Origin of the sequence: Ramlibacter tataouinensis, assembly GCF_027941915.1 — a bacterium.
Lineage (GTDB): Bacteria > Pseudomonadota > Gammaproteobacteria > Burkholderiales > Burkholderiaceae_C > Ramlibacter > Ramlibacter tataouinensis_C.
In genome coordinates this window covers 753,669-774,625 of record NZ_CP116009.1, presented here as the reverse complement: position 1 = coordinate 774,625, position 20,957 = coordinate 753,669, and the positions used below count along the sequence as shown (strand labels likewise).

Annotated in this window: 22 protein-coding genes; 5 read left to right on the top strand and 17 right to left on the bottom strand. The window is 69.9% G+C overall.

All coding sequences use genetic code 11. The annotated features are described in order from the left end of the window. The first annotated feature begins 110 nt into the window (after positions 1-110). Positions 111-1,778 carry an energy-dependent translational throttle protein EttA gene (ettA, locus tag PE066_RS03510; protein ID WP_271235180.1) on the top strand — a complete coding sequence of 556 codons (1,668 nt, stop codon included), beginning with the start codon at positions 111-113 and terminating at the stop codon, positions 1,776-1,778. A 114-nt stretch (positions 1,779-1,892) separates the two neighbouring features. On the opposite strand, the gene PE066_RS03505 is transcribed toward ettA, so the two are convergent. Then, positions 1,893-2,891, bottom strand: a complete 999-nt coding sequence (locus tag PE066_RS03505; RefSeq protein WP_271235179.1) for a P1 family peptidase — start codon at positions 2,889-2,891, stop codon at positions 1,893-1,895. Between the two features lie 176 nt (positions 2,892-3,067). Here PE066_RS03505 and PE066_RS03500 point away from each other — a divergent pair, with 176 nt between their 5' ends. After that, the gene (locus PE066_RS03500; RefSeq protein ID WP_271235178.1) at positions 3,068-3,388 is read left to right on the top strand and encodes a hypothetical protein; all 321 of its coding nucleotides are present in this window, start codon (positions 3,068-3,070) and stop codon (positions 3,386-3,388) included. Between the two features lie 41 nt (positions 3,389-3,429). On the opposite strand, the gene PE066_RS03495 is transcribed toward PE066_RS03500, so the two are convergent. Then, the gene (locus tag PE066_RS03495) at positions 3,430-3,639 is read right to left on the bottom strand and encodes a hypothetical protein (protein ID WP_271235177.1); all 210 of its coding nucleotides are present in this window, start codon (positions 3,637-3,639) and stop codon (positions 3,430-3,432) included. 113 nt (positions 3,640-3,752) lie between these two features. Here PE066_RS03495 and PE066_RS03490 point away from each other — a divergent pair, with 113 nt between their 5' ends. After that, positions 3,753-4,454: an ankyrin repeat domain-containing protein gene (locus tag PE066_RS03490; protein ID WP_271235176.1), complete on the top strand. Its 702-nt coding sequence runs from the start codon at positions 3,753-3,755 to the stop codon at positions 4,452-4,454. On the opposite strand, the gene PE066_RS03485 is transcribed toward PE066_RS03490, so the two are convergent. The 3 genes from PE066_RS03485 to PE066_RS03475 are packed head-to-tail and all read right to left on the bottom strand — an operon-like array spanning position 4,402 to position 6,520. Continuing rightward, positions 4,402-5,184 carry a BPSS1780 family membrane protein gene (locus tag PE066_RS03485; RefSeq protein WP_271235175.1) on the bottom strand — a complete coding sequence of 261 codons (783 nt, stop codon included), beginning with the start codon at positions 5,182-5,184 and terminating at the stop codon, positions 4,402-4,404. The genes PE066_RS03490 and PE066_RS03485 overlap by 53 nt on opposite strands. A gap of 34 nt (positions 5,185-5,218) precedes the next feature. After that, on the bottom strand, positions 5,219-6,181 hold the full coding sequence (locus tag PE066_RS03480) for a homoserine kinase (RefSeq protein ID WP_271235174.1): 963 nt from the start codon (positions 6,179-6,181) through the stop codon (positions 5,219-5,221). A gap of 12 nt (positions 6,182-6,193) precedes the next feature. Next, the gene (locus PE066_RS03475) at positions 6,194-6,520 is read right to left on the bottom strand and encodes a hypothetical protein (protein WP_271235173.1); all 327 of its coding nucleotides are present in this window, start codon (positions 6,518-6,520) and stop codon (positions 6,194-6,196) included. 106 nt (positions 6,521-6,626) lie between these two features. Between PE066_RS03475 and polA the strand changes: the two genes are divergently transcribed. Beyond that, the gene (polA, locus tag PE066_RS03470) at positions 6,627-9,437 is read left to right on the top strand and encodes a DNA polymerase I (protein WP_271235172.1); all 2,811 of its coding nucleotides are present in this window, start codon (positions 6,627-6,629) and stop codon (positions 9,435-9,437) included. Positions 9,438-9,499: 62 nt separating this feature from the next. Continuing rightward, entirely contained in the window at positions 9,500-10,054 is a 555-nt protein-coding gene (locus tag PE066_RS03465) for a hypothetical protein (protein WP_271235171.1), read from the top strand. Positions 10,055-10,120: 66 nt separating this feature from the next. Here PE066_RS03465 and PE066_RS03460 read toward each other — a convergent pair whose 3' ends face one another. From PE066_RS03460 to PE066_RS03405, 12 genes are all read right to left on the bottom strand, one after another. Continuing rightward, positions 10,121-11,032, bottom strand: coding sequence for a type II secretion system F family protein (locus tag PE066_RS03460; RefSeq protein ID WP_271235170.1), 912 nt, complete (start codon positions 11,030-11,032; stop codon positions 10,121-10,123). A gap of 9 nt (positions 11,033-11,041) precedes the next feature. Further along, on the bottom strand, positions 11,042-12,034 hold the full coding sequence (locus tag PE066_RS03455) for a type II secretion system F family protein (RefSeq protein ID WP_271235169.1): 993 nt from the start codon (positions 12,032-12,034) through the stop codon (positions 11,042-11,044). A gap of 9 nt (positions 12,035-12,043) precedes the next feature. Then, positions 12,044-13,396 carry a CpaF family protein gene (locus tag PE066_RS03450; RefSeq protein ID WP_271236495.1) on the bottom strand — a complete coding sequence of 451 codons (1,353 nt, stop codon included), beginning with the start codon at positions 13,394-13,396 and terminating at the stop codon, positions 12,044-12,046. Between the two features lie 45 nt (positions 13,397-13,441). After that, positions 13,442-14,593: an AAA family ATPase gene (locus tag PE066_RS03445; protein WP_271235168.1), complete on the bottom strand. Its 1,152-nt coding sequence runs from the start codon at positions 14,591-14,593 to the stop codon at positions 13,442-13,444. A 26-nt stretch (positions 14,594-14,619) separates the two neighbouring features. Next, positions 14,620-15,048, bottom strand: coding sequence for a TadE/TadG family type IV pilus assembly protein (locus PE066_RS03440; RefSeq protein ID WP_271235167.1), 429 nt, complete (start codon positions 15,046-15,048; stop codon positions 14,620-14,622). Continuing rightward, the gene (locus PE066_RS03435) at positions 15,045-15,485 is read right to left on the bottom strand and encodes a TadE/TadG family type IV pilus assembly protein (protein WP_271235166.1); all 441 of its coding nucleotides are present in this window, start codon (positions 15,483-15,485) and stop codon (positions 15,045-15,047) included. The genes PE066_RS03440 and PE066_RS03435 overlap by 4 nt, the downstream gene beginning before the upstream one ends. 12 nt (positions 15,486-15,497) lie before the next feature. Then, positions 15,498-16,775 carry a pilus assembly protein TadG-related protein gene (locus PE066_RS03430; protein WP_271235165.1) on the bottom strand — a complete coding sequence of 426 codons (1,278 nt, stop codon included), beginning with the start codon at positions 16,773-16,775 and terminating at the stop codon, positions 15,498-15,500. An 82-nt stretch (positions 16,776-16,857) separates the two neighbouring features. Then, on the bottom strand, positions 16,858-17,040 hold the full coding sequence (locus PE066_RS03425) for a Flp family type IVb pilin (RefSeq protein ID WP_271235164.1): 183 nt from the start codon (positions 17,038-17,040) through the stop codon (positions 16,858-16,860). A 158-nt stretch (positions 17,041-17,198) separates the two neighbouring features. Continuing rightward, positions 17,199-17,471, bottom strand: a complete 273-nt coding sequence (locus PE066_RS03420) for a hypothetical protein (protein ID WP_271235163.1) — start codon at positions 17,469-17,471, stop codon at positions 17,199-17,201. 17 nt (positions 17,472-17,488) lie between these two features. Then, on the bottom strand, positions 17,489-18,970 hold the full coding sequence (locus tag PE066_RS03415; RefSeq protein WP_271235162.1) for a type II and III secretion system protein family protein: 1,482 nt from the start codon (positions 18,968-18,970) through the stop codon (positions 17,489-17,491). A gap of 408 nt (positions 18,971-19,378) precedes the next feature. After that, positions 19,379-20,221, bottom strand: coding sequence for a Flp pilus assembly protein CpaB (gene cpaB, locus PE066_RS03410; protein ID WP_271235161.1), 843 nt, complete (start codon positions 20,219-20,221; stop codon positions 19,379-19,381). An 18-nt stretch (positions 20,222-20,239) separates the two neighbouring features. After that, entirely contained in the window at positions 20,240-20,824 is a 585-nt protein-coding gene (locus PE066_RS03405) for a prepilin peptidase (RefSeq protein WP_271235160.1), read from the bottom strand. Positions 20,825-20,957: the final 133 nt, after the last annotated feature.

Below are 20,957 nucleotides of genomic sequence, written 5' to 3'. Positions count from 1 at the left end.
TCCCGCGGGCATGACGAACCGGGTCCGCGAACCGCGTTGTCCGCGGATGCGGGCGGCCATTCCCCGGCCGTTCCGGGGAGGCTGCGCCCCCGCGGGGATAATCCCGCCCCATGGCCCAATACGTCTACACCATGAACCGCGTCGGCAAGATCGTGCCGCCGAAGCGGCAGATCCTGAAGGACATCTCCCTTTCCTTCTTCCCCGGCGCCAAGATCGGCGTGCTCGGCCTCAACGGCTCGGGCAAGTCGACCCTGCTCAAGATCATGGCCGGCCTCGACACCGAGATCGAGGGCGAGGCCACCCCGATGCCGGGCCTGAAGATCGGCTACCTGCCGCAGGAGCCGCAGCTCGAGCCCGAGCAGACGGTGCGCGAGGCCGTCGAGGGCGGCATGGGCGAGGTCGCGACCGCCAAGCAGCGGCTGGAGGAAATCTATGCCGCGTACGCCGAGCCGGACGCCGACTTCGACAAGCTGTCGGAGGAGCAGCAGAGGCTCGAGGGCATCATCGCCGCCGCCGGCGCCGAGGGCGACAGCGAGCACCTGCTGGAGATCGCCGCCGACGCGCTGCGCCTGCCGCCGTGGGACGCGGTGATCAAGAACCTGTCGGGCGGCGAGAAGCGCCGCGTGGCCCTGTGCCGGCTGCTGCTGTCCAAGCCCGACATGCTGCTGCTGGACGAGCCCACCAACCACCTGGACGCCGAATCGGTGGAGTGGCTGGAGCAGTTCCTGCAGCGCTTCCCGGGCACCGTGGTGGGCATCACCCACGACCGCTACTTCCTGGACAACGCCGCCGAGTGGATCCTGGAGCTGGACCGCGGCCGCGGCATCCCGTGGAAGGGCAACTACAGCACCTGGCTGGAGCAGAAGGAAGCGCGCCTGGAGGCCGAGCAGAAGGGCGAGGAAGCCCATGCCAAGGCCATGAAGCGCGAGCTGGAGTGGGTGCGCAAGAACGCCAAGGGCCGCCAGTCCAAGAGCAAGGCGCGCCTGGCCCGCTTCGAGGAGCTGAGCGACATCGACTACCAGCGCCGCAACGAGACCAACGAGATCTTCATCCCGGTGGCCGAGCGCCTGGGCAACGAGGTCATCCAGTTCGAGAGCGTCTCCAAGTCCTTCGGTGACCGCCTGCTGATCGACAACCTCAGCTTCAAGGTGCCTGCCGGCGCCATCGTCGGCATCATCGGCCCCAACGGCGCGGGCAAGTCCACGCTGTTCAAGATGATCGCCGGCAAGGAGCAGCCCGACTCCGGCACGGTGAACATCGGCAAGACCGTCAAGCTGGCCTTCGTCGACCAGAGCCGCGACGCCCTGTCCGCCGACAAGACGGTGTGGGAGGACATCTCCGGCGGCCTGGACATCATCACCGTCGGCAAGTTCCAGATGGCCAGCCGCGCCTACTGCGGCCGCTTCAACTTCAACGGCGGCGACCAGCAGAAGAAGGTGGGCACGCTGTCGGGCGGCGAGCGCGGCCGCCTGCACCTGGCCAAGACGCTGATGCAGGGCGCCAACGTGCTGCTGCTGGACGAGCCCTCCAACGACCTGGACGTCGAGACGCTGCGGGCGCTGGAGGACGCGTTGCTGGAATTCGCCGGCAGCGTGATGGTGATCAGCCACGACCGCTGGTTCCTCGACCGCATCGCCACCCACATCCTGGCCGCCGAGGGCGACAGCCAGTGGGTGTTCTTCGACGGCAACTACCAGGAGTACGAGGCCGACAAGAAGAAGCGCCTGGGCGAGGAAGGGGCCAAGCCGAAGCGGGTCCGCTTCAAGGCGCTCAAGTAGGCGACAGCTTCGCCGCGTCTCGGCGGACTGCGTCCGCGCCCCGGATTTCGTCATCCTCCGCGCAGGCGGAGGATCCAGCGCGACGCACCGGCGAGCGCAAGCGAAGCCGCCCGCCTACAGCTCGGACGCGGCCGGCACGCGCACGCCGTCCACCGTCATCCCGCGCGCCATCCGCACGGCACGCACGGTGGCGATCGCCACCGCCTCGGCGGCCATGGTGGCCAGCAGCATCATCTCGGCCGGCTGGCCCGATGTGCCGGTGCCGAGCGCGAACAGGGTGTCGCCGTCCAGCAGCGTGTGCGCCGGGTTGATCGCGCGCGCGAAGCCATCGTGCCCCACGGTGGCCAGCCGCGCGGCTTGCGCCTTGGTCAGCACGGCATCGGTGGCGATGACGCCGATGGTGGTGTTGCTGCCGGGGATCAGCCGCTTGGGCGGCTGGCCGGCCAGCAGCGCGCGGCGCGAATCCAGCAGCGTGCGGCCATCCTCGCGCCGCGCACCGGCGATGAGGGCGCCGGTATCCGGATCGACCACGTCGCCCAGCGCGTTGCAGGCCACGAGGGCGCCGAGCGTGAAGCCCGCCGCGCGCACCGAGGCCGTGCCGATGCCGCCTTTCATGGCGCGGTCGAGGCCGAAGATCTTGCCCACCAGCGCGCCGGCGCCGGCGCCCACGCTGCCCTCCTGCGGTGCCCGCGTCGACGCGGCGGCGCAGGCAGCATGGCCGGCAGCGGCATCGGGCCGCACCGACAGATCGCCCAGGTAGAGATCGAACAGCACGGCCGCCGGCACGATCGGCACCACGGCCGGGCCGACGCCCAGGCCGATGCGCTGCTCCTCCAGCCAGCGCATGGCGCCGCCGGCGGCGTCCAGGCCCCAGGCGCTGCCGCCCGAGAGCATGACCGCGTGCACGCGATCGACCAGGTTGGTGGGCGCGAGCAGGTCGGTCTCGCGCGTGCCGGGCGCCGCGCCGCGCACGTCGACGCCGGCCACGGCGCCCTGGCGGGCCAGCACCACGGTGCAACCGGTGGCGCGGCGGTCGTGGGTGAAATGGCCGACCTCGATGCCGGCCACGTCGGTGATGGCGCCCTGCGGCGCGAGCGGTTGCAATGCACTCATGGGATGCGGCTCATCATAAGCCGCGGCCGGCGTGCCGCACCGTCGCGTGCGTGTCGGTGACGTCCTACCGTGACCTTCCCCGGCGGACGACAGGGAGCCAACGCTGGGCTTTCTACAGTGGACGAGCCGCCGGCGCCGCCGGTGAACCTTCCTGCCAGCACCTCCGGAGCAACACCATGAACAGCGAAACCTCCTCCTCGCCCTTCCCGACCAGCACGACCACGGGCACGACCGGCGCCACCGGGAGCGCGTCCACCGGCGGCACCGACGCCGGCGGCATGGGCGCCGACAGCGGCCGGGTCCAGCGCCTGGCGCAGAGCGCACACGAGGCGGTCGACCGGCTGGAGCAGACCCTGAGCTCCGGCAGCGACAAGATGATGGGCTGGCAGCAGGAGTACGGCGACATGGCGCGCGACCAGGTGCGCGAGAACCCGCTGGCCGCCCTCGGCGTGGCGTTCGCCGTGGGCATCATCTTCTCCAAGCTGTTCATGCGCTGAGGCATGCGGGGCGATGCCCCGCGCCACGCGCACGCACCGCGTCAACCGAGGCGGATCTTTCCCTCGCGCACGTAGCGGTCGAACTCGTCGCGCGTGATGGCCGCCGAACTGGCGTCGCGGCCTTCGTGCCAGGCCAGCGTCACGCTGTCCTCCGCCAGCTCGATGTCGACCGGCCCGTTGGGCACCGGCAGCAGCACGCCGTCGCCGGCGCGGAAGTTGACCTCTCCCCGGATGATGGCTTGTTGGGACATGGCGCACTCCTTTCGTCAGTCCTCGACAGGCATTTCAGCGGCGCCGCTGATCCGTGGCTGTCGGAGGAAGCGCCGTCACCCTGACGGAAGCTGCGTGCAACACAATCGGCTACATGCTTCGCAGGACTTTCCTGGCCACGGGCCTTGCCCCCGCGCTGGTGGGCGCCGCCGGCGGTGGAACGCCGCCGCTCATCGCCGCCGCGGCGCGCGGTGACCCCCGCGAGGTGCGCCGGCTGCTGGATGCCGGCGCCGCCGTGAACGAACGCGATGGCTCGGGCCGCAACGCCGCGCTCGCCGCCACGCAGGGCCGGCATGTGGAGGCGGCCCTGCTGCTGATCTCGCGCGGGGCCGACGTGAACGCCCAGGACCAGCGGCGCGACAGCGTGTTCCTGCTGGCCGGCGCCGAGGGGCTGACGCCCATCGTGCGAGCGGCGCTGTCCGCCGGGGCCGACCTGCGCAGCACCAACCGCTACGGCGGCACGGCGCTGATCCCGGCCTGCCACCATGGCCACGTGGACACCGTGCGGCTGCTGCTGGGCACGGCCATCGACGTCGACCACGTCAACGACCTGGGCTGGACGGCCTTGCTCGAAGCCGTGATCCTGGGCGACGGCGGCCCCCGCTACGTCGAGATCGTCGGCTTGCTCATCGGCCGCCGGGCGGACGTGAACCGCGCGACCGCCAGGGCACCACCCCGCTGCAGCATGCGGTGCAGCGGGGCTACGCGGAGATCGCGCGCCGGCTGCGCGAGGCGGGCGGGCGCTAACCGGCCCGGCCGTCGAGCCCGGGCGGGGCGGCCGGGTCGTCGGCCGTGAAGCTGTCGCGGAAGGTGAACCAGATCGAGCTGGTGAACATGGCCGCCATCAGCAGGGCGGTGGGCACCATCACCGCGCGCGCCAGGTTGGCGCCGCCGGCCAGCGCGCCGATCAGCCCGAGCACCGTGCCCACCAGCAGGAACACGCCCATCCAGGCCAGCCCGTAGACCAGCAGCGCGCCCAGGTTGCGCCAGCAGGCGACCACGCTGAAGAACAGGCTCTTGGCCGGCGTGATGCCGTGCCAGTGCACCAGCGCCGGCGCATGCCAGAACATCAGGAACAGCGGCGTGTGCAGCAGCAGGGTGACCAGCATGCCGGTGTCGACCTGCGGCTGCTCGGGCCCGGCGGCGGGCGCGGGCGCGGGGGCGCCGCCGGCAAGCAGCGAGGCCAGGGTGGTGGCGATGATCGAGGCCACGGTGTAGATCACGCCCAGCACCAGCATGGAGCGCAGGCGCTCGCGGCCGGCGCGGAAGGCGCTGACCAGCACCGTGGGCATCGGGAAGCGTCCGCTGGACGCTTCGGCCGTGGCCGCCATCAGGCCCAGCGTGGCGGCCGGCACCAGGATGCCGCCGATCAACATGCCCACGAACGGGATCTGCGTGACCACCAGCACCACCGCCATGTACATGAAGAACAACCCGGCCAGGGCGAGCGGCTGCCGCAGGAAGGTGCGGATGCCGAGCCGGACCCAGAGAAGGCCGGTGCGGGCCGGGACGACGTTGAGTTTCATGCCCTGATTCTCGCCCTCGCGCGGTCGGCGGGCCTCAGGCCTGCACCGGCCGGGCGACGCGCTCGCGCAGCACGCGCTCGAAGTGGCCGGGGTCGTGCGGCTTGAGCAGGGCGGCTTCGCGCGGCAGGTGGTAGTCCCACAGGCGCGAGATCCAGAAACGCAGGGCGCCGGCGCGCAGCATGGCGGGCAGCAGGCGGCGCTCGGCGGCGGCCAGCGGGCGCACCCGCTGGTAGGCCTGCAGGAACGCGTCGGCGCGCAGCGGGTCGTGCGTGCCGTCCGGCAGGGCGACGCACCAGTCGTTCAGGCACACCGCGATGTCGAACAGCCAGCTGTCCACGCCGGCGAAATAGAAGTCGAAGAAGCCGGTCAGCGTGCCGCCCTCGAACAGCACGTTGTCGCGGAACAGGTCGGCGTGGATCGGCCCGCGCGGCAGTGCCGCGTAGGCGGGCGAGGCGGCCACGTGGTTCTGGAAGGCCAGTTCGCTGCGCAGCAGCGTGGCCTGCGCCGGCTCCAGGAAGGGCAGCACCACCGGCACCGTCTCGTTCCACCAGTCCAGCCCGCGCAGGTTGGGCTGGGTGCGGTCGAAATCGCGCGCCGCCAGGTGCAGGCGGGCCAGCATCTCGCCGACGGCCGCACAGTGGGCAGCGATCGGTGCCAGCTCGCTGTGGCCGGGCAGGCGGTCGACCACTGCCGCCGGCTTGCCGCACAGCGCGTGCAGGATGTCGCCGCTGGCGTCGGCCTGCGGGTCGGGCACCGGGATGCCGCGCTGTGCCAGGTGCTTCATCAGGTGCAGGTAGAACGGCAACTGCTCGAAGCCCAGGCGCTCGAACAGGGTCAGGACCCACTCGCTGCGGCGCCCGTCCTGCTCGGTGGAGAGGAAATAGTTGGTGTTCTCGATGCCGCCCTGGATGCCGCGCAGGCCGACGACCTCGCCCAAACCCAGCCGCTGCGCGAGCTTGCGCGCTTCATCCTCCGGGACCTCGGTGAAGACTGCCATCGCAAGCGGGGATCAGAAGCGGAACACGTTCCAGAAGCGCTGGCCGCCGCCATACGTGCCCTGGCGCTCGTCGGCGATGCGGTTGCGCGAGGGCGTCGCCGGCATCACCTCGTAGGCCGGCACTTCGCCGACCTTGGGCTGGACCGTGATGCTCTGGGTCTGGCCGGCGTAGCGCACCTCGTCGATGCGGCTGCCGCCGTCCTCGACCGTCAGGTGCTCGACGCGCTGGTTGCGCCGGCCTTCCAACGGCGGGTCCTGCTGCGGCGGCGGCACGGCCGGGGCCTGCGCGAAGGCCGCGAACGACAGCAGCAGCAGCGGAAGGGCGACGAGGCGGGACATGGGGCGGATTGTAGGCGGCCTGCCAGTCCCCGGAGGCGGGAATTGCAGCGCAACGCGCCTCGAGCGACCGGGCGGCGCGTGGCCTGCGCTTCGGCACAATCGCCGGATGACCGACGCCGCCGCCGACACCCCCCGAAAAACCCTGCTGCTGGTGGACGGCTCCAGCTACCTGTACCGCGCCTACCACGCCATGCCCGACCTGCGGGCGGTGCCGGGCGACCCCGGCAGCCCGGCGACCGGCGCCATCCGCGGCATGATCAACATGCTGCAGAAGCTGCGCAAGGACGTGCGCGCCGACTACGCCGCCTGCATCTTCGACGCGCCCGGCAAGACCTTCCGCGACGACCTGTACCCCGACTACAAGGCCAACCGGTCGCCGATGCCGGACGACCTGCGAGCCCAGATTCCGCCCATCCACGAGGTGGTGCGCCTGCTCGGCTGGAAGGTGCTGCACGTGCCGGGCGTGGAAGCCGACGACGTGATCGGCACGCTGGCCTGCCTGGCCAGCGAGCGCGGCATCCGCACCGTGATCTCGTCCGGCGACAAGGACCTGAGCCAGCTGGTGGACGAGCACGTCACGGTGATCGACACCATGAACGACAGGGTGCGCGATCTGGCGGGCGTCGAGGCGGAGTTCGGCGTGCCGCCGCGGCTGATGGTGGATTACCAGGCGCTGGTGGGCGACACGGTGGACAACGTGCCCGGCGTCGAGAAGGTCGGGCCCAAGACGGCCGTCAAGCTGCTGCAGGAGTACGGTTCGCTCGAACAGCTGATCGCGCGGGCCGGCGAAGTCAAGGGCGCGGTGGGCGAGAACCTGCGCAAGGCGCTGGACTGGCTGCCCAAGGGCCGCGAGCTGCTGACGATCAAGAAGGACTGCGACCTGGCCGAACACATCCCCGGCATTCCCTCGCTGGAGGAGATCGTCATCGGCGGCCAGGACACCGCCCGGCTCAAGGCCTTCTACGAGCAGTACGGCTTCAAGGGGCTGGTCAAGCAGCTCGAGAGCCACGACGTGCCGCCCGAGCAGATCAAGGAACACAAGGGCCGGGCCGAAGCGCCGCCGCCCGGCCCGCTGTTCCAGGAGCCGGACCTCTCGGGCCTGTCGCGGGCGACCAACCTGCAGTACGAGACCGTGCTCACGTGGGCGCAGTTCGACGCGCTGCTGCCGCAACTGGAAGCGGCGCAGCTGGTGGCGGTGGACACCGAGACCAATTCGCTCGACGAGATGAAGGCCGAGATCATCGGCTTGTCGTTCTCCACTGCGCCGGGCATCGCGGCCTACATCCCGCTGGCGCACAGCTACGCCGGCGCGCCCGACCAGCTGCCGCGCGACGAAGTGCTGGCGCGCCTGAAGCCCTGGCTGGAGAACCCGGACCGGGCCAAGCTCGGCCAGCACGTCAAGTACGACCGCCACGTGTTCGCCAACCATGGCGTCGAGGTGCGCGGCTGGCGCCACGACACCATGCTGCAGAGCTACGTGCTGGAGGTGCACAAGCCGCACGGGCTGGCCAGCCTGGCCGAGCGCCACCTGGGCCGCAGCGGCATCGACTACGAGACCATCGCCGGCAACGGCAAGCACCAGATCCCGTTCCAGCAGGTGGCCATCGAGAAGGCCGCGGAGTACTCCTGCGAGGACTCGGACCAGACCCTGGACGTGCACCTGGCGCTGTGGCCCCGGCTGGAGCGCGAGCCGAAGCTGAAGTTCATCTACGAACTGGAGATGGACAGCAGCGAGGTGCTGTTCCGCATCGAGCGCAACGGTGTGCTGATCGACAGCCAGGAGCTCGCGCGCCAGGGTCATGAGCTGGGCCAGCGCATCCTGAAGCTGGAACAGGAGGCGCACGACCTGGCCGGCCAGCCCTTCAACCTGGGCAGCCCCAAGCAGATCTGCGAGATCCTGTTCAACAAGCAGGGCCTGCCGGTGCTCAAGAAGACCGCCAGCGGCGCGCCCAGCACCGACGAGGAGGTGCTGGAGAAGCTGGCCGAGGACTACCCGCTGCCGGCCAAGATCCTGGAGCACCGGGGCCTGTCCAAGCTCAAGGGCACCTACGTCGACAAGCTGCCGCTGATGGTGCACCCGCGCACGGGGCGCGTGCACACGCACTACGCGCAGGCGGTGGCGGTGACCGGGCGGCTGTCCAGCAACGACCCCAACCTGCAGAACATCCCGATCCGCACCACCGAGGGCCGGCGCATCCGCGAGGCTTTCATCGCCGCGCCGGGCCACGTCATCGCCAGCGCCGACTACAGCCAGATCGAGCTGCGCATCATGGCCCACATCAGCGAGGACCCGGCGCTGCTGCGCGCCTTCCGCGAGAACATGGACGTGCACCGGGCCACCGCGGCGGAGGTGTTCGGCCTGGCGCCCGACGAGGTGTCGGGCGAGCAGCGGCGCTACGCCAAGGTGATCAACTTCGGCCTGATCTACGGCATGAGCAGCTTCGGGCTGGCGCGCAACCTGGGCATCGAGACCAAGGCGGCCGCCGCCTACATCGACCGCTACTTCCAGCGCTACCCGGGCGTCAAGCAGTACATGGACGAGACCCGGCTGTCGGCCAAGAGCCGGGGCTACGTCGAGACCGTGTTCGGCCGGCGCCTGTACCTGCCCGAGATCAACTCGCCCAACGGCCCGCGCCGCGCCGGCGCCGAGCGCGCTGCCATCAACGCGCCGATGCAGGGCACGGCGGCCGACCTGATCAAGATGTCGATGGTGAAGGTGCAGCAGGTGCTCGATCGCGCCGGCAAGCGCACGAAGATGATCCTGCAGGTGCACGATGAGCTGGTGTTCGAGGTGCCGGAGGATGAAGTCGACTGGGTGCGCGCCGAGATCCCGCACTTGATGGCGGGCGTGGCCGAACTGCGGGTGCCGCTGGTGGCGGAGATCGGCATGGGGCCGAACTGGGAGCAGGCGCACTGACGGGATGACCCCTTGCAGGGAATAGGCAGGCCCGGCCGCCGCGCTCCATAATGGCCACCGCCATGCCTGCCGCCCGTCCGCCGCGCCCGCCTGCACCGGCTCCCTTCGTGGCCGGCACCCGGGCCACGGCGCCGGCGGCCCTGGAGGAATCCAGCGATTCGGCCTGGCAGATGTTCCAGGAACTGCAGCGGATGCATGGCCAGCCGGTGTCGCCGGGCCGCACTGCTGCCGAACCCGCTCCCTCGCCTGCCGGCGCGTTCGCGCCCACCCAGCCGATGCAGGCCCCGGTGCCGGCGCCCGACGGGCAGGCCCGGGCGCCATCCCCGCCCGTCAACCTCGAACGGGTGATGCTGCTGGCGCGCCGCAACAACCGCGCCTGCCCGCTGCCCGGCCCCTGGGCTGCCCTGCACCGGCTGCTGCCGCCGCGCCTGGCCGACGGCCAGCAAAGGGCCGCGCCCGCACCGCTCGACGGGCCCGCCTGGGCCGCCGCCTCGGCCATGCAGAAGCGCTTGCGCTTGCGCGACCAGATCGAATGGGCCGAACGGCAGGGAGCGCTGCAGGCGGCGTTCGAGTTCCTCTCGGGGTTGCGGGAGGAGGAGTGGGTGCACTTCGAGTGAGGGCGGCTGGGGCACAGAGATCCAGCCGCTCGAATCGCCCCTTTCGTTCACTCGCTCTCCGGACCGTTATCTCCCACTCAGCATCGGCGCGAGTGTCCGGACCACCTGGATGATGGCCGGCCCGAGCACCACCATCATGATCGACGGAAAGATGAAGAGCACGAGCGGGAACAGCAGCTTCACCGGCACCTTCGCTGCGCGCTCCTCGGCCCGCACCTGGCGCTTGTGACGCAGTTCGTCCGAGAACACGCGCAGGGAATCGGCGATGCTGGTGCCGAACTTGTCGGCCTGGGTGAGCATGGTGGCGAAGGTCCCGATCTCCTCCACGCCCGAGCGCAGCGCCAGGTTGCGCAGGGCCTGCTCGCGGCTGGCCCCGGCGCGCATCTCCAGGTTGGTCAGGTGCAGCTCCTCGGCGAGCGCCAGGCTCTTGCGGCGGATTTCGTCCGCGACCTTGGTGAGGGCCGCGTCGAGGCCGAGACCGGCCTCCACGCACACCAGCATCAGGTCGGTGGCATCCGGGAAGCTCTCGAAGACCTCGCGGCGGCGCACGCGGGCAACCCATTCGACCACCAGGTTGGGCAGGTAGCACCCGATCAGCGCCGCCACCATGACGTAGAACAGCAGGGTCACGCCGTAGGACTGGCTGGCCGCCCGGAGTGCGGCGAACGTGGCTCCGGCCAGCAGCAGCGGCAGCAGCGTCTTGGCGGCGAAGTACGTCAGCCGCGCGTCGGGGTGCCGGATGCCCGCGTTGAGAAACCGGACCCGCAATGGGGAGCGCTCCCAATCGCCCTCTGGCAAGGACAGCTTGGCAAGGGGGCCCGCGACCCTGACGGCCAGGGCGGTCCAGCCCGGGGAGGCGGGCAGGACGTTGATCGCCTGCAGCCGCTGCTCGGCCCGCGTCGGGGTCAGCCAATAGAACAGGGCGGCAGCGGCCAGGACGGTGGCCACGAAGATGAGCCCGGAAAACAGCAGGACCATGGAACTCTCCTAGACGCGGATGCGGACGATCTTGCGGATCGCCAGCACGCCGAAAGCCATCATGACCAGCAGGTACTGCAGCATGGTTTGGCCGATCGGGTCGGTGACCATCGGACCCATGAACTTGGGGTTGGCGAGGTACAGCGCGCCACCCAATGCGAACGGCAGCAAGGTGAGGATCCACGCCGACAGCCGGCCCTCGGACGAAAGCACGCGGACCTTGGCCATCAGGCGGGCCCGTTCACGGATCAGGCGGCTCAGGTTGGACAGGATCTCGGTCAGGTTGCCCCCCGAGTCCCGCTGGATCAGGACCGCGACCACGAAGAAGCGCACGTCGGTGCCGGGAACGCGCTCGGACAGGTGCGTCAGCGCCTGCTGCAAGGAAACACCGAAGGTGATCTCCTCATGCACGGCGCGGAACTCACCGGCGATCGGGTCGGGCAGTTCATCGCCGGCCATCTTGAGGCTGGCGGTAAAAGCATGGCCCGCGCGCAGCGCCCGGGTCATCAGGTCCAGCGCATCCGGCAGCTGCTGCTGCAGGCGGCCCAGCCGGCGCGAGCGGCGCCAGTTCAGCCAGGCCCAGGGGGCGGCGCCCGCCAGCGCCGTGCCGATCAGCGTCAGCAGCAGGGGCTGGTAGAGCCACACCCCCAGCACGAACCAGCTCGCCGCGGCGGCCAGGGCTGAGGACGACAGCAGGCCTGAAACCGTCCACGGCAAGCCGGACTGCTGGATGTGCTGTTCGATGCTCTCGGTCAGGCGCAGGCTGCGCAAGTGCCGTTCAAGGAACGGGATGCGACTGACCGTGCCCTGCTTGACCAGCCGCGATCGCGCCTCCAGCGCCGCGCGGCCGCCGAGCTGCTGCAGTCGCTGGCGCAGCCGGCGCGCCTGCTCGCCGCGGTGCGCCTGCCACAGAGTCCACAGGCCCTCCAGCAGCAGCACGACGGCGATGAACACCAGCACCGACAGCGCCAGGAACGAGTTGTCTTCGATGAAGTCGAACACGAACACCTCCTACAGGTAGTGCCGGGTCGGGTCGAACATGCTGTCGGGCAGCGCGATGCCGAACGCCCGCAGGCGGTCGCAGAACTTGGGTCGCACCCCGACGGCCTGGAAGTGGCCCTGCACCTTGCCGTCGCTGCCGAGGCCGGTCTGCCGGAAGGCGAAGATCTCCTGCATGGTGACCACCTCGCCTTCCATGCCGGTGATCTCCTGGATGCTGGTGACCTTTCGGCGGCCGTCGATCAGCCGCAGCACCTGGATGACTACCGTGATGGCCGACGCGATCTGCTGGCGCGCGGCCTTGTGCGGCAGGTTCAGGTTGGCCATGCCGACCATGTTTTCCAGGCGGGCCAGGGCGTCGCGCGGGGAGTTGGCGTGGATGGTGGTGAGGGAGCCCTCGTGGCCGGTGTTCATGGCCTGCAGCATGTCGAATGCCTCGGCACCGCGCACCTCGCCGATGACGATGCGGTCGGGCCGCATCCGCAGGGCATTGCGCACCAGCGCGCGCTGCGTGACCTCGCCCTTGCCTTCGATGTTGGGCGGCCGGGTCTCCATGCGCACGACGTGAGGCTGCTGCATCTGCAGTTCGGCGGCGTCCTCGATGGTGACCACCCGCTCCACGTCCGGGATGTAGCCCGACAGGATGTTCAGCAGCGTGGTCTTGCCGGCGCCGGTGCCGCCCGAGATCAGGATGTTCACCTTGGCGCGGATCAGGCCCTGCAGCATGTGCGCCATCTCCGGCGTGAGCGTGCGCAACTGCTCGCCGATCAGGTTCTCCATGCGCAGCGGGATGTGTGCGAACCGGCGCACCGACATCATCGGCCCGTCGATCGCCACCGGCGGGATGACCGCGTTCACGCGAGATCCGTCGGGCAGCCGGGCGTCCACCATGGGGCTGGACTCGTCGATGCGCCGGCCCACCAGCGAGACGATCTTGTCGATGATGCGCAGCAGGTGCTTCTCGTCGGTGAAACTCACGTTGGTGAGCTCGAGCCGGCCGCGGCGCTCCACGTAGACCTGGCACCAGGAGTTGACCAGGATGTCCGACACGGAAGGGTCGGCCATCAGCAGTTCCAGGGGGCCGAAGCCCAGCATCTCGTGCTGGATGTCACGGATCAGGGTGCTGCGCTCGCTGTCGTTGACGACCGCCTGCTCCTCCACCAGCAGCCGCTCCACCATCACGGCAATCTCCTGGCGAAGCACTTCCGGCGCCAGCGACTCGAGCGCCGTGAGGTCGAACATCTCCAGCAGTTTCAGGTGGATGCGGCTCTTGATGGCCCGGTACGAGCTGCCGGCGTCGTTCGGAGCCGCCGGGCCGGCCGCAGCTTCCGGCGGCGCCGCGTTGAGCCGCTCGCGCAGGGACAGGATCGAGCCCTCGCGCGGGGTGATCGGGTGGAGGGCGGCCATGCGTCAAGCCCTCCTCAGCAGGCGGTCGAACAGGCCCCTGCCGGCGTCGGGGCGCGGGCTGAGGGCCGAGGCGAGTTCGGTCAGCCGGCGCACCACCGGCCCGGAGCGCCCCATGGCCGCCAGCGGCGTGCCGTGGTTGATGGAACTGCTCACCTCGCGCCAGGAGTTGGGCACGGTCTGCAGCCGCGCGGGGCTGATGGCGCGCTGCACCTGTTCCAGGGCCACCTCGGCCGACTTGTCGTAACGGTTCAGGATCACCTCGGTGCGGTCGCCGGCATAACCCAGCGTGCGGAAGGCTTCCAGCAGCCGCGTGGCATTGCGCAGGTCCGGCAACGCCGACTGCATGACCAGGTAGATGCGTGTGGCGCGGTCGAGTGCGCGGATGGTCAGCGTGTCGAGCGTGCGTCCGATGTCGAGGACCACGAACTCGTAGTTGGCCGCCGCCAGGGCCACCACCGCGTCGACGTGCTCCGGCCGCACCTCGGCCGCAAGGCCCAGGTTTTCGGGCGCGGCCAGGACGCTGAAGTTGGGTGCCACCTTGACCGTCGAAGCCGCCAGCAGGGTCGCGTCCAGCCGGCCGATATCGCGAGACAGGTCGGACAGGGTCGCCGCGGGGCGTCCGTCGTGCAGGAAGGACAGCGCATCGCCGAACTGCAGGTTCAAGTCGATCAGCAGCACGGAGCGGCTTGCCGCGAGCTGGCATCCCAGCTGCGTGGCCAGGAAGGTCGCTCCGCTGCCCCCCTTGCAGGACATGAAGGCCAGCACCTGTCCGAGGCGGCGCGCCGCGGCGCCCGAGCGCCTGGCCTCGACCCGTTCCAGCGCGGCCTTCAGCTCGGCCGGCGGCACCGGCGAGGGCAGCACCTCGCGCACCCCGGCGCGCATGGACTCGATCAGGAACTCGGGGCTGGTCGTGGCGCACAGCAGGATGACTTCCAGCCCGGGCTGCCGGGACATCGACTGCTCGACGTGCGACAGCTCGGCCGGATCGCAACAGATGCCTTCGACCAGGACCAGCTGGGGAGACTCGCGCTCGACCACCTCGCGCAGCCGGCTCTTGCCGCCTTCGAACGCCACCGCCACGTGCCCCTGCGCCGTCAGGGCGCTGCAGAGGCCGGCCAGGTGGTCGGCGTTGGGCGATATCACCGCGATCTTCATGCAACCTCCGTCTGTGATTTGCGGGACTAGCAGATCGCCTCGCTCGCCGGGTCCATGCGCATGACCTCGCGGGTGAGGAATGTCCTGAAGGGGGGCATCGGCACGACCATGCCCGATGCGCCCAGGATGGGCGAGATCCAGTTGAAGTCCAGGTTCTCGATGGTCACCGTGACCCCGACGCAGTTGGACGTCGTGCAACCGGCCGGGGTCCAGTCGACGCCGACTTCGGCGATCTGCGGCATGAGCGCCTGCATGCGCGCGAGCACCGCGGCCGCGTTCGCCGTGCTGTCGCAGACCACGGCGTAGCGCGCGCCGGCGCGCGTGGCCTCAGTTGCAGCGTTCCATGTGTACAGCATGCGGCCGAAGTCGACGATGGCGAGCATGAACATCAGGAAGAGGATGAGCACGAGCGCGAACTCGATGGTCGTGGCTCCGGTCTGGCGGTCGCGCTTCATTGGTGGCTCCTCATCGTGGCCCGGATGTCGGAGAAGGTGAGCGCCGGGAAGGTGAAGCCGAACGCCGTCGTCACCAGCGGGTCGAATGTGTATCCGCTCACCTGGATGGTGACCGTGCGGATGATCGGGTCCGCTCCGACGTTCTGCCAGGTCGGGTCCGGGACATGCGCCGGCGTCAGGCCCGGCAGCAGCGGCGACCCGCTGCCCGCGAGGTTCCCGTACACCACCAGGTTGCGCGCCTCGGCGATGTTGGCGCCGGGCAGCTGGATGGAGAGGTAGCGCGCCGCGTCCCGGACCGACTTGGTGAGCGCGTCGTACTGGTACATGGCCCGGCCGAATTCGACCGCGAGCATGGACAGCAGCACCAGCACCGGGACCACCAGCGCGAACTCGATGATGGCGACGCCGCATTGGGATTTCATCCGGACGCTCGTCATGGCAACGCTCCTTCATCGCACCAGCGCCGGCACCAGTGGACCCGCGGTGCCGCCGGGAATGCCCGCCGTCACGCAGGGGCTGCCCGGATCGCTGGCGTTGCCGCGGAACTCCAGGTAGACGTCGGCCATCGGGATGGTCAGTGGCTGCAGCATGAACATGCAGGCGAAATCGATCACCTGGTTCGATCCGTTGACCACCGGCACGGGCGCGATGCGGCTGCGGATCCCGTAGGTGCGGTGGCCTCCGACTGCGGTCGGCCCCGCGGCGGCGACGCGGCTGAAACTGTTGAGGGACAGGCCCGTGATGGATTCGCAGCTGTTGGCGCCGCGCACGCGGTTGCCGGTGTCGGCGCAGTTGGCATAGGCCAGCCGCTTGGTGATGAAGTTCTCGGACGTGGCCGTGGCCGGGGTCATGGGCGGCCTGGGGCCGTCGAAGGCGTTGAACCGGGTCGGCCAGTTGAGCGCGGTGTACGAGTAGCCCGACATGTCGGGGTTGTAGATCTCAGGGGTGTCGCTGCCGCCATAAAGGCCGAATCGGTAGTTCCAGGCGCTGGCGATGGCGGCCTGGACACCGGGCGTGCCCAGTTCGTCGCCGATCTCGGTGCCGCAGTAGCCGAGCACCTCGGCCCGGGTCTCCGCCGCGTTGTTCGAGCCGTCCAGGTTGGCCCATCCGATCTCGCCGCTGCCCGAGGTGCCGGGCGACATCAGCAGGCGAACCCATTCACCGACGGTGAAGCCGTAATTGGGAGGCGTCCCCGTCTTGGGACGCAGTGCGAGCGGCAGCGGGCAGGCGGACTGCGCGGGAGCGCGGGTGGCCACGGCTCGTGCTGCGACGTTGCGCGCGTTCGGGAACAAGGCGTTGTCGCCGGTGAACGCGCCCATCGCATGCATCAGCAGCATCTGGACCGCGGGCTGCGTGTGCTGGCACTCGGCGTAGCGGGCCGCGAACGGGCTGGTCGTCAAGCCGAAGCCTCCGTTGCGGAAGCTGATTCCGGCACCGGTCAACTGGCCCTGGGCGTCCCAGGTGGCGGACTGCAGGTTCACCCGGTTCAGGTTCGCTGCCGTCAGGCCCGCACTCGTGGCGCGCGTGAGGGCATCCGCCTGGCCATCGAGTTCCTGCGCGGCGGACAGTGCGCAGGCGTCCATGGCGGTCTGCAATTCGGACTTGACGATGAACAGGCGCCCGAAATCCACGGCGAAGCCGACGAAGCCGAGCAGGAACAGCATGAGGAGGGCGACGGTGATGATCACCGCGCCACGTTCACGACGAGGGCTGGCGATGCTTCGCACGGTTGTCTTCCTCCACAAGTCGCTTGGGGTCGAAATCGGACTGCGCCCGCCTGGCCAGGCGGGCGCAGGGCTCAGGTGGCGATCACGCGCAGGTGGTGGCGCCCTGCAGGCAATCGTTCACGCGACCGATCCAGCCGGTGAAGTCCAGGCCGCCGGTGCCCATCATCAGGAGGATCAGGCCGAGCGACACCACCGCGACGATCAGCGCGTACTCGATGATCTGTGCGCCGTCGTCGTCGTGGGCGAAGGCGCGAACCATGTTCATGAAAGCTTCCATAGGAACCTCGAAGAAGAAAAAGGAGTGATGAAAAGGGTTCAGGGGAAGAGGACGGAAGAGCTAATCCATGCGCGTCCTCCTTTCCGCGGCGCAACAGGGATCCCGGCAATGCCTGGGGCTTGAAGGGGCAGGGGTCGCTTGCACGGCTAGCGGCCTCCGCCGATCTGGCCACCGATGTTGATGACGTTCACCACCGGCTCGGGCTTCTTGAACGAGTCGACGTAGCGCTCCGCCGCCTGCGCGGCGGCCACCCCGTCCATGCCGGACATCGAGGCCGTCGATGGTGTGGGGTTGAGCGTCTGGAGCTGGCGCGCCTGGCGCACCGCCTCGCCGAAGCGGGTGTCGTAGTTCGGCGTGCTGGAAGTGGCGCAGCCGGCGAGCAGGGCGCTGGCGGCCAGGACGGTAATGAGTTGTCGCATGGTCGGTTCTCCGGTCGTCAGGGTATCGTCAGGGGTTGGCCGCCGCGGCCCAGCATCGAAACCGGCCGCACGGGGGCAGGCTGCGCTGCGGGCGGAGGCGCGACCAGCGGTGCGGGCGCGGCACCGGACGATGGCGCGGGTCCGGGCTTCGGCGCCGGCGTCGCGGCCGGTCGCAGGGCGGGGTCCGGCCCTTCGCCCGTTCCCTTGAGGATCACCTCGCTGCGCGAAGGCACGACATGGTTGTCGGTGGGCAGGGCCAGCGGGGTGGTGACCGGGCGCACCAGGCGTGGCGTGACGACGAACATCAGCTCGGTCTTGTCGTTCTGGAACTCCGTCGAGCGGAACAGCGCGCCGATGACCGGCGTGTCGCCCAGGCCCGGGAACTTGTCCAGCGATTGCGTGACGTTGTTCTTGATCAGTCCCGCGACGACGAAGCTCTGGCCGTCGCCCAGCTGCACCGTGGTGTCCACCCGACGGGTGGTCATCGAGGGCAGGATGGCGGTGACGTTGCCGATCGTGGTGAAGGGCGTGCCGGTCTGGGACAGCTCGGAAACTTCCGAGACCACCTTCAGGTTGATGCGGCCGTTCAGGACGGTGGGCGTGAACTTCAGGCCGACCCCGAACTCCTTCTCCTCCAGCGTGATCGTCACGCCGGCGCGGTCGCGGTCCTGCGCCACCGGAATGAAGATCTTCCCGCCGGACAGAAAGCTGGCGGTCTGGCCGCTGATGGCCATGATGTTCGGCTCGGCCAGCACGCGTACGACGCCGTCGGTGAACTCGCCATCCAGGTTGAGCGCGGTGTGCCCCTTGCGCAGGAACTGCAGCAAGCCGCCACCGTTGCTCAGGAAGTTGGAGGCAACCGAGAAGGTGTTGGCTCCACCGTCGGTCCTGCGGGTGATGGCCGATGCCGAGCCGAGTCGATCCAGCAGGTTCTTGCTCACTTCGGCGATCTGCACCTCCAGCATCACCTGCTGGGGCGCGTTCACCTGCAGCAGGTTGATGACCTTCTTCGTGTCGGCATAGGACGTCGCCAGGGCCAGCACCTGCTGCAGCTTGACGGCATCCAGCACGCTGCCGGTCAGCACCAGGGAGTCCTCGGCGCTGCGGATGCGGATGCCGGACTCATCGGGCATCAGCTCCTTCAGCGTGGCCTGCAGGGTGCCGGCGTCCACCGTCACGACCAGGTCCTTGACGAGGCAGTGGCCGTCGCTGGCCTGCAGCACCACGTTCATCGACCCGGTCTCGCGGCCGAGGAAGAACAGCTCGGTGGGGCTGAGCAGCGTCACATCGGCTTCGGCCACGCCGTTGCCGCCACCGCTTCGGGACGCGCCGGGGGCCGGTCGGACGGCCTGAGCCGGCTGGCCGGGCATCGCCGGCGCGGCGCCCGCGGCCCTGCCGGCACGGCCGCCGGGCTGGCCGCCGACGATGAGCCGGGCCACCGGGAAGGGCAGGCGCACCACCTGCGACTTGCCCAGTGTCAGCTGCGTGGGCGGATCCACGGTGACCGTGGTGCAGGGGCGCAGCGCGGCCGCCTGCGTATCGCTTCCTGGTCCGCGTTCCGGCGTCGCCTGAGTGCGTGCCGGGCGGGCCGGACGAGCGGCCGGCGCGGTTGCCGGAGCCGATGCCTGTGCGACCACTTCCGGGTTTGTTGCTGGTGCCGCGCGGGCGAGGGACAGGGACGTGAACGGAACGACCGTCGCGGGGGCAGCTGTCGCAGCGCCGGTTGTTGCGGCGGCCGCGGCCGGCCAGTGGTCGAAGTCCTGCGCGCGGCCCGGGGCGGGAAGCGCCGCGACGGCGGCGAGCGCGGCGGCCATGAGGGCCGACGGAGTGGGATGCATCGTGTTCTCTCCCTGAGCGTTGTTCTTGGTTCGTTTTCTGGCCGGAGGTGCTGCGCCGATGCTTTGTTTTCAGAAGCAGTGCATGGAGCTGGAGGCGTTGCGGATGACTTCCACGCAGTCGCGGTGGACCGGCGCCGGTTTGGGCGTGCTGCGCGCGACGGTGCGCACCGGCGCGGCGGGCTTGGGCGCGGGGTGCGCGGAGACTTCCTTGAGTCCCAGCAGCTCGGCGCGCGTGATGCCGTTGGTCCCGGCCGAGTCCTTGTCCAGCTGGTTGCGCAGCACGAGCGACAGGGTGCCGACGCTGCGGGCCAGGTCGAGCTTTTCGGCCTGCTCGGGCGTGACCTCGAGGGTGACGGCGCTCACCACCTTGGGCTTGAGGTCGTCGCGGCTGGCCTCCTGGGCCACGGCGAGGACGAGCACCTGTTGCAGGACGGTCATGCTGACCTGGTTGGGCCCATCGCCGCGGCCGCGGTCCTGCTGGGCGTTGATCATCACGTCCACGTAGTTGCCAGGCAGCGCGAACCCGGCGACGCCCACCACGTCGTTGACGCGCACGGTCATGGCGCGCTTGCCCTCGGTGATGACGGCCGACAGGCCGCCCTTGGTCCCGGGTGGTGCCAGCTTGCGATCCAGGATGGCGTCGCCGCGCAGGATGGCGACCTTGACCACCCGGTCTTGAAGCTCGGCGAGGTCCGTGAAGGCGCCCGGTGGGATGGAACCGGCCGGCCACTCGACGGTCGTGAGCATCTGCGGGTTGATCCGGCTGCCCAGTTCGATGTCGACCGCGGCGACCACCACCTTGTTGGCTGCCACCTGGGTCCGCTGGGCAGCCCAGCGCGCCGCGTAGAGCGCCGCGGCCAGGCCGATCAGCACGGCCAGTGCGAGCATCGCGAGCGCCTTGAGGTTCTTCATGGGGATGTCCTTTCCGGCTCAGAGGTAGCCGAGTTGGCGGGCAACGAGGAAGGCAACGGTCCCCAGGGCGATACCCACGCCAAAGGGCAGCTTGCCGACCGAAGCACGCCCCGTGAGTGCGGGGTCGGGGCGCAGGCCGACGAGAGCGGCGAAGGCCATGGATTGCGCGATCGCAGCGACGTTGGTCGCCATGCGACCGAAGGCCCGGAGATAGAGGGCGTAGCCGATCGCGGCGGCACCGCCTGCGACGAGGCTCCAGAGCATGGCGTGCAGGACGGCGGGCACGCCCACCACGGCGCCGACCGCCGCCATCAACTTGACGTCGCCGGCACCCATCACCCGCAGCACGTACAGCGGCAACAGCAGGGCCAAGCCGGTCGCCAGGCCCCCGGCGCTCGCCATGAGCCCGGCGCCGATCGAGGTGGCATGCGCGGCGTTGTAGAAGAGGCCCCACGCCATCCCACCCACCGTGAGCCAGTTGGGGATCCTCATGGTCCGCCAGTCGATGACGGCGGCGACCCCGAGCAGGCCGATCAGCGGTCCGGTGCCGGGATCCGTCACCAGCATCCAGAGCAGCTCCTTCAAGGCGTCGAATTCGGTCATCGTGCGAGGCTTGGCAACGGGTCGGTCGGGTCGATGGGTCCAATCTATGGGTCGGTGGGACCGCACGCATGAGCCGTGCGTCCCGATCTCGGCAGGACAAGCGTCAGGCTCAGGTGGTACTTGGCTCAGGGGT

Excerpts from the sequence above, each read along its gene's own strand:
- PE066_RS03445 (WP_271235168.1), bottom strand. The coding sequence starts at position 14,593 with ATGAAGATCGCGGTGATATCGCCCAACGCCGACCACCTGGCCGGCCTC.
- polA (WP_271235172.1), top strand. The coding sequence starts at position 6,627 with ATGACCGACGCCGCCGCCGACACCCCCCGAAAAACCCTGCTGCTGGTG.
- PE066_RS03495 (WP_271235177.1), bottom strand. The coding sequence starts at position 3,639 with ATGTCCCAACAAGCCATCATCCGGGGAGAGGTCAACTTCCGCGCCGGC.
- PE066_RS03420 (WP_271235163.1), bottom strand. The coding sequence starts at position 17,471 with ATGCGACAACTCATTACCGTCCTGGCCGCCAGCGCCCTGCTCGCCGGC.
- PE066_RS03465 (WP_271235171.1), top strand. The coding sequence starts at position 9,500 with ATGCCTGCCGCCCGTCCGCCGCGCCCGCCTGCACCGGCTCCCTTCGTG.
- PE066_RS03475 (WP_271235173.1), bottom strand. The coding sequence starts at position 6,520 with ATGTCCCGCCTCGTCGCCCTTCCGCTGCTGCTGCTGTCGTTCGCGGCC.
- PE066_RS03460 (WP_271235170.1), bottom strand. The coding sequence starts at position 11,032 with ATGGTCCTGCTGTTTTCCGGGCTCATCTTCGTGGCCACCGTCCTGGCC.
- PE066_RS03480 (WP_271235174.1), bottom strand. The coding sequence starts at position 6,181 with ATGGCAGTCTTCACCGAGGTCCCGGAGGATGAAGCGCGCAAGCTCGCG.
- PE066_RS03425 (WP_271235164.1), bottom strand. The coding sequence starts at position 17,040 with ATGAACATGGTTCGCGCCTTCGCCCACGACGACGACGGCGCACAGATC.
- PE066_RS03490 (WP_271235176.1), top strand. The coding sequence starts at position 3,753 with ATGCTTCGCAGGACTTTCCTGGCCACGGGCCTTGCCCCCGCGCTGGTG.
- PE066_RS03440 (WP_271235167.1), bottom strand. The coding sequence starts at position 15,048 with ATGAAGCGCGACCGCCAGACCGGAGCCACGACCATCGAGTTCGCGCTC.
- PE066_RS03405 (WP_271235160.1), bottom strand. The coding sequence starts at position 20,824 with ATGACCGAATTCGACGCCTTGAAGGAGCTGCTCTGGATGCTGGTGACG.
- PE066_RS03485 (WP_271235175.1), bottom strand. The coding sequence starts at position 5,184 with ATGAAACTCAACGTCGTCCCGGCCCGCACCGGCCTTCTCTGGGTCCGG.
- ettA (WP_271235180.1), top strand. The coding sequence starts at position 111 with ATGGCCCAATACGTCTACACCATGAACCGCGTCGGCAAGATCGTGCCG.
- PE066_RS03505 (WP_271235179.1), bottom strand. The coding sequence starts at position 2,891 with ATGAGTGCATTGCAACCGCTCGCGCCGCAGGGCGCCATCACCGACGTG.
- PE066_RS03500 (WP_271235178.1), top strand. The coding sequence starts at position 3,068 with ATGAACAGCGAAACCTCCTCCTCGCCCTTCCCGACCAGCACGACCACG.
- cpaB (WP_271235161.1), bottom strand. The coding sequence starts at position 20,221 with ATGAAGAACCTCAAGGCGCTCGCGATGCTCGCACTGGCCGTGCTGATC.
- PE066_RS03435 (WP_271235166.1), bottom strand. The coding sequence starts at position 15,485 with ATGACGAGCGTCCGGATGAAATCCCAATGCGGCGTCGCCATCATCGAG.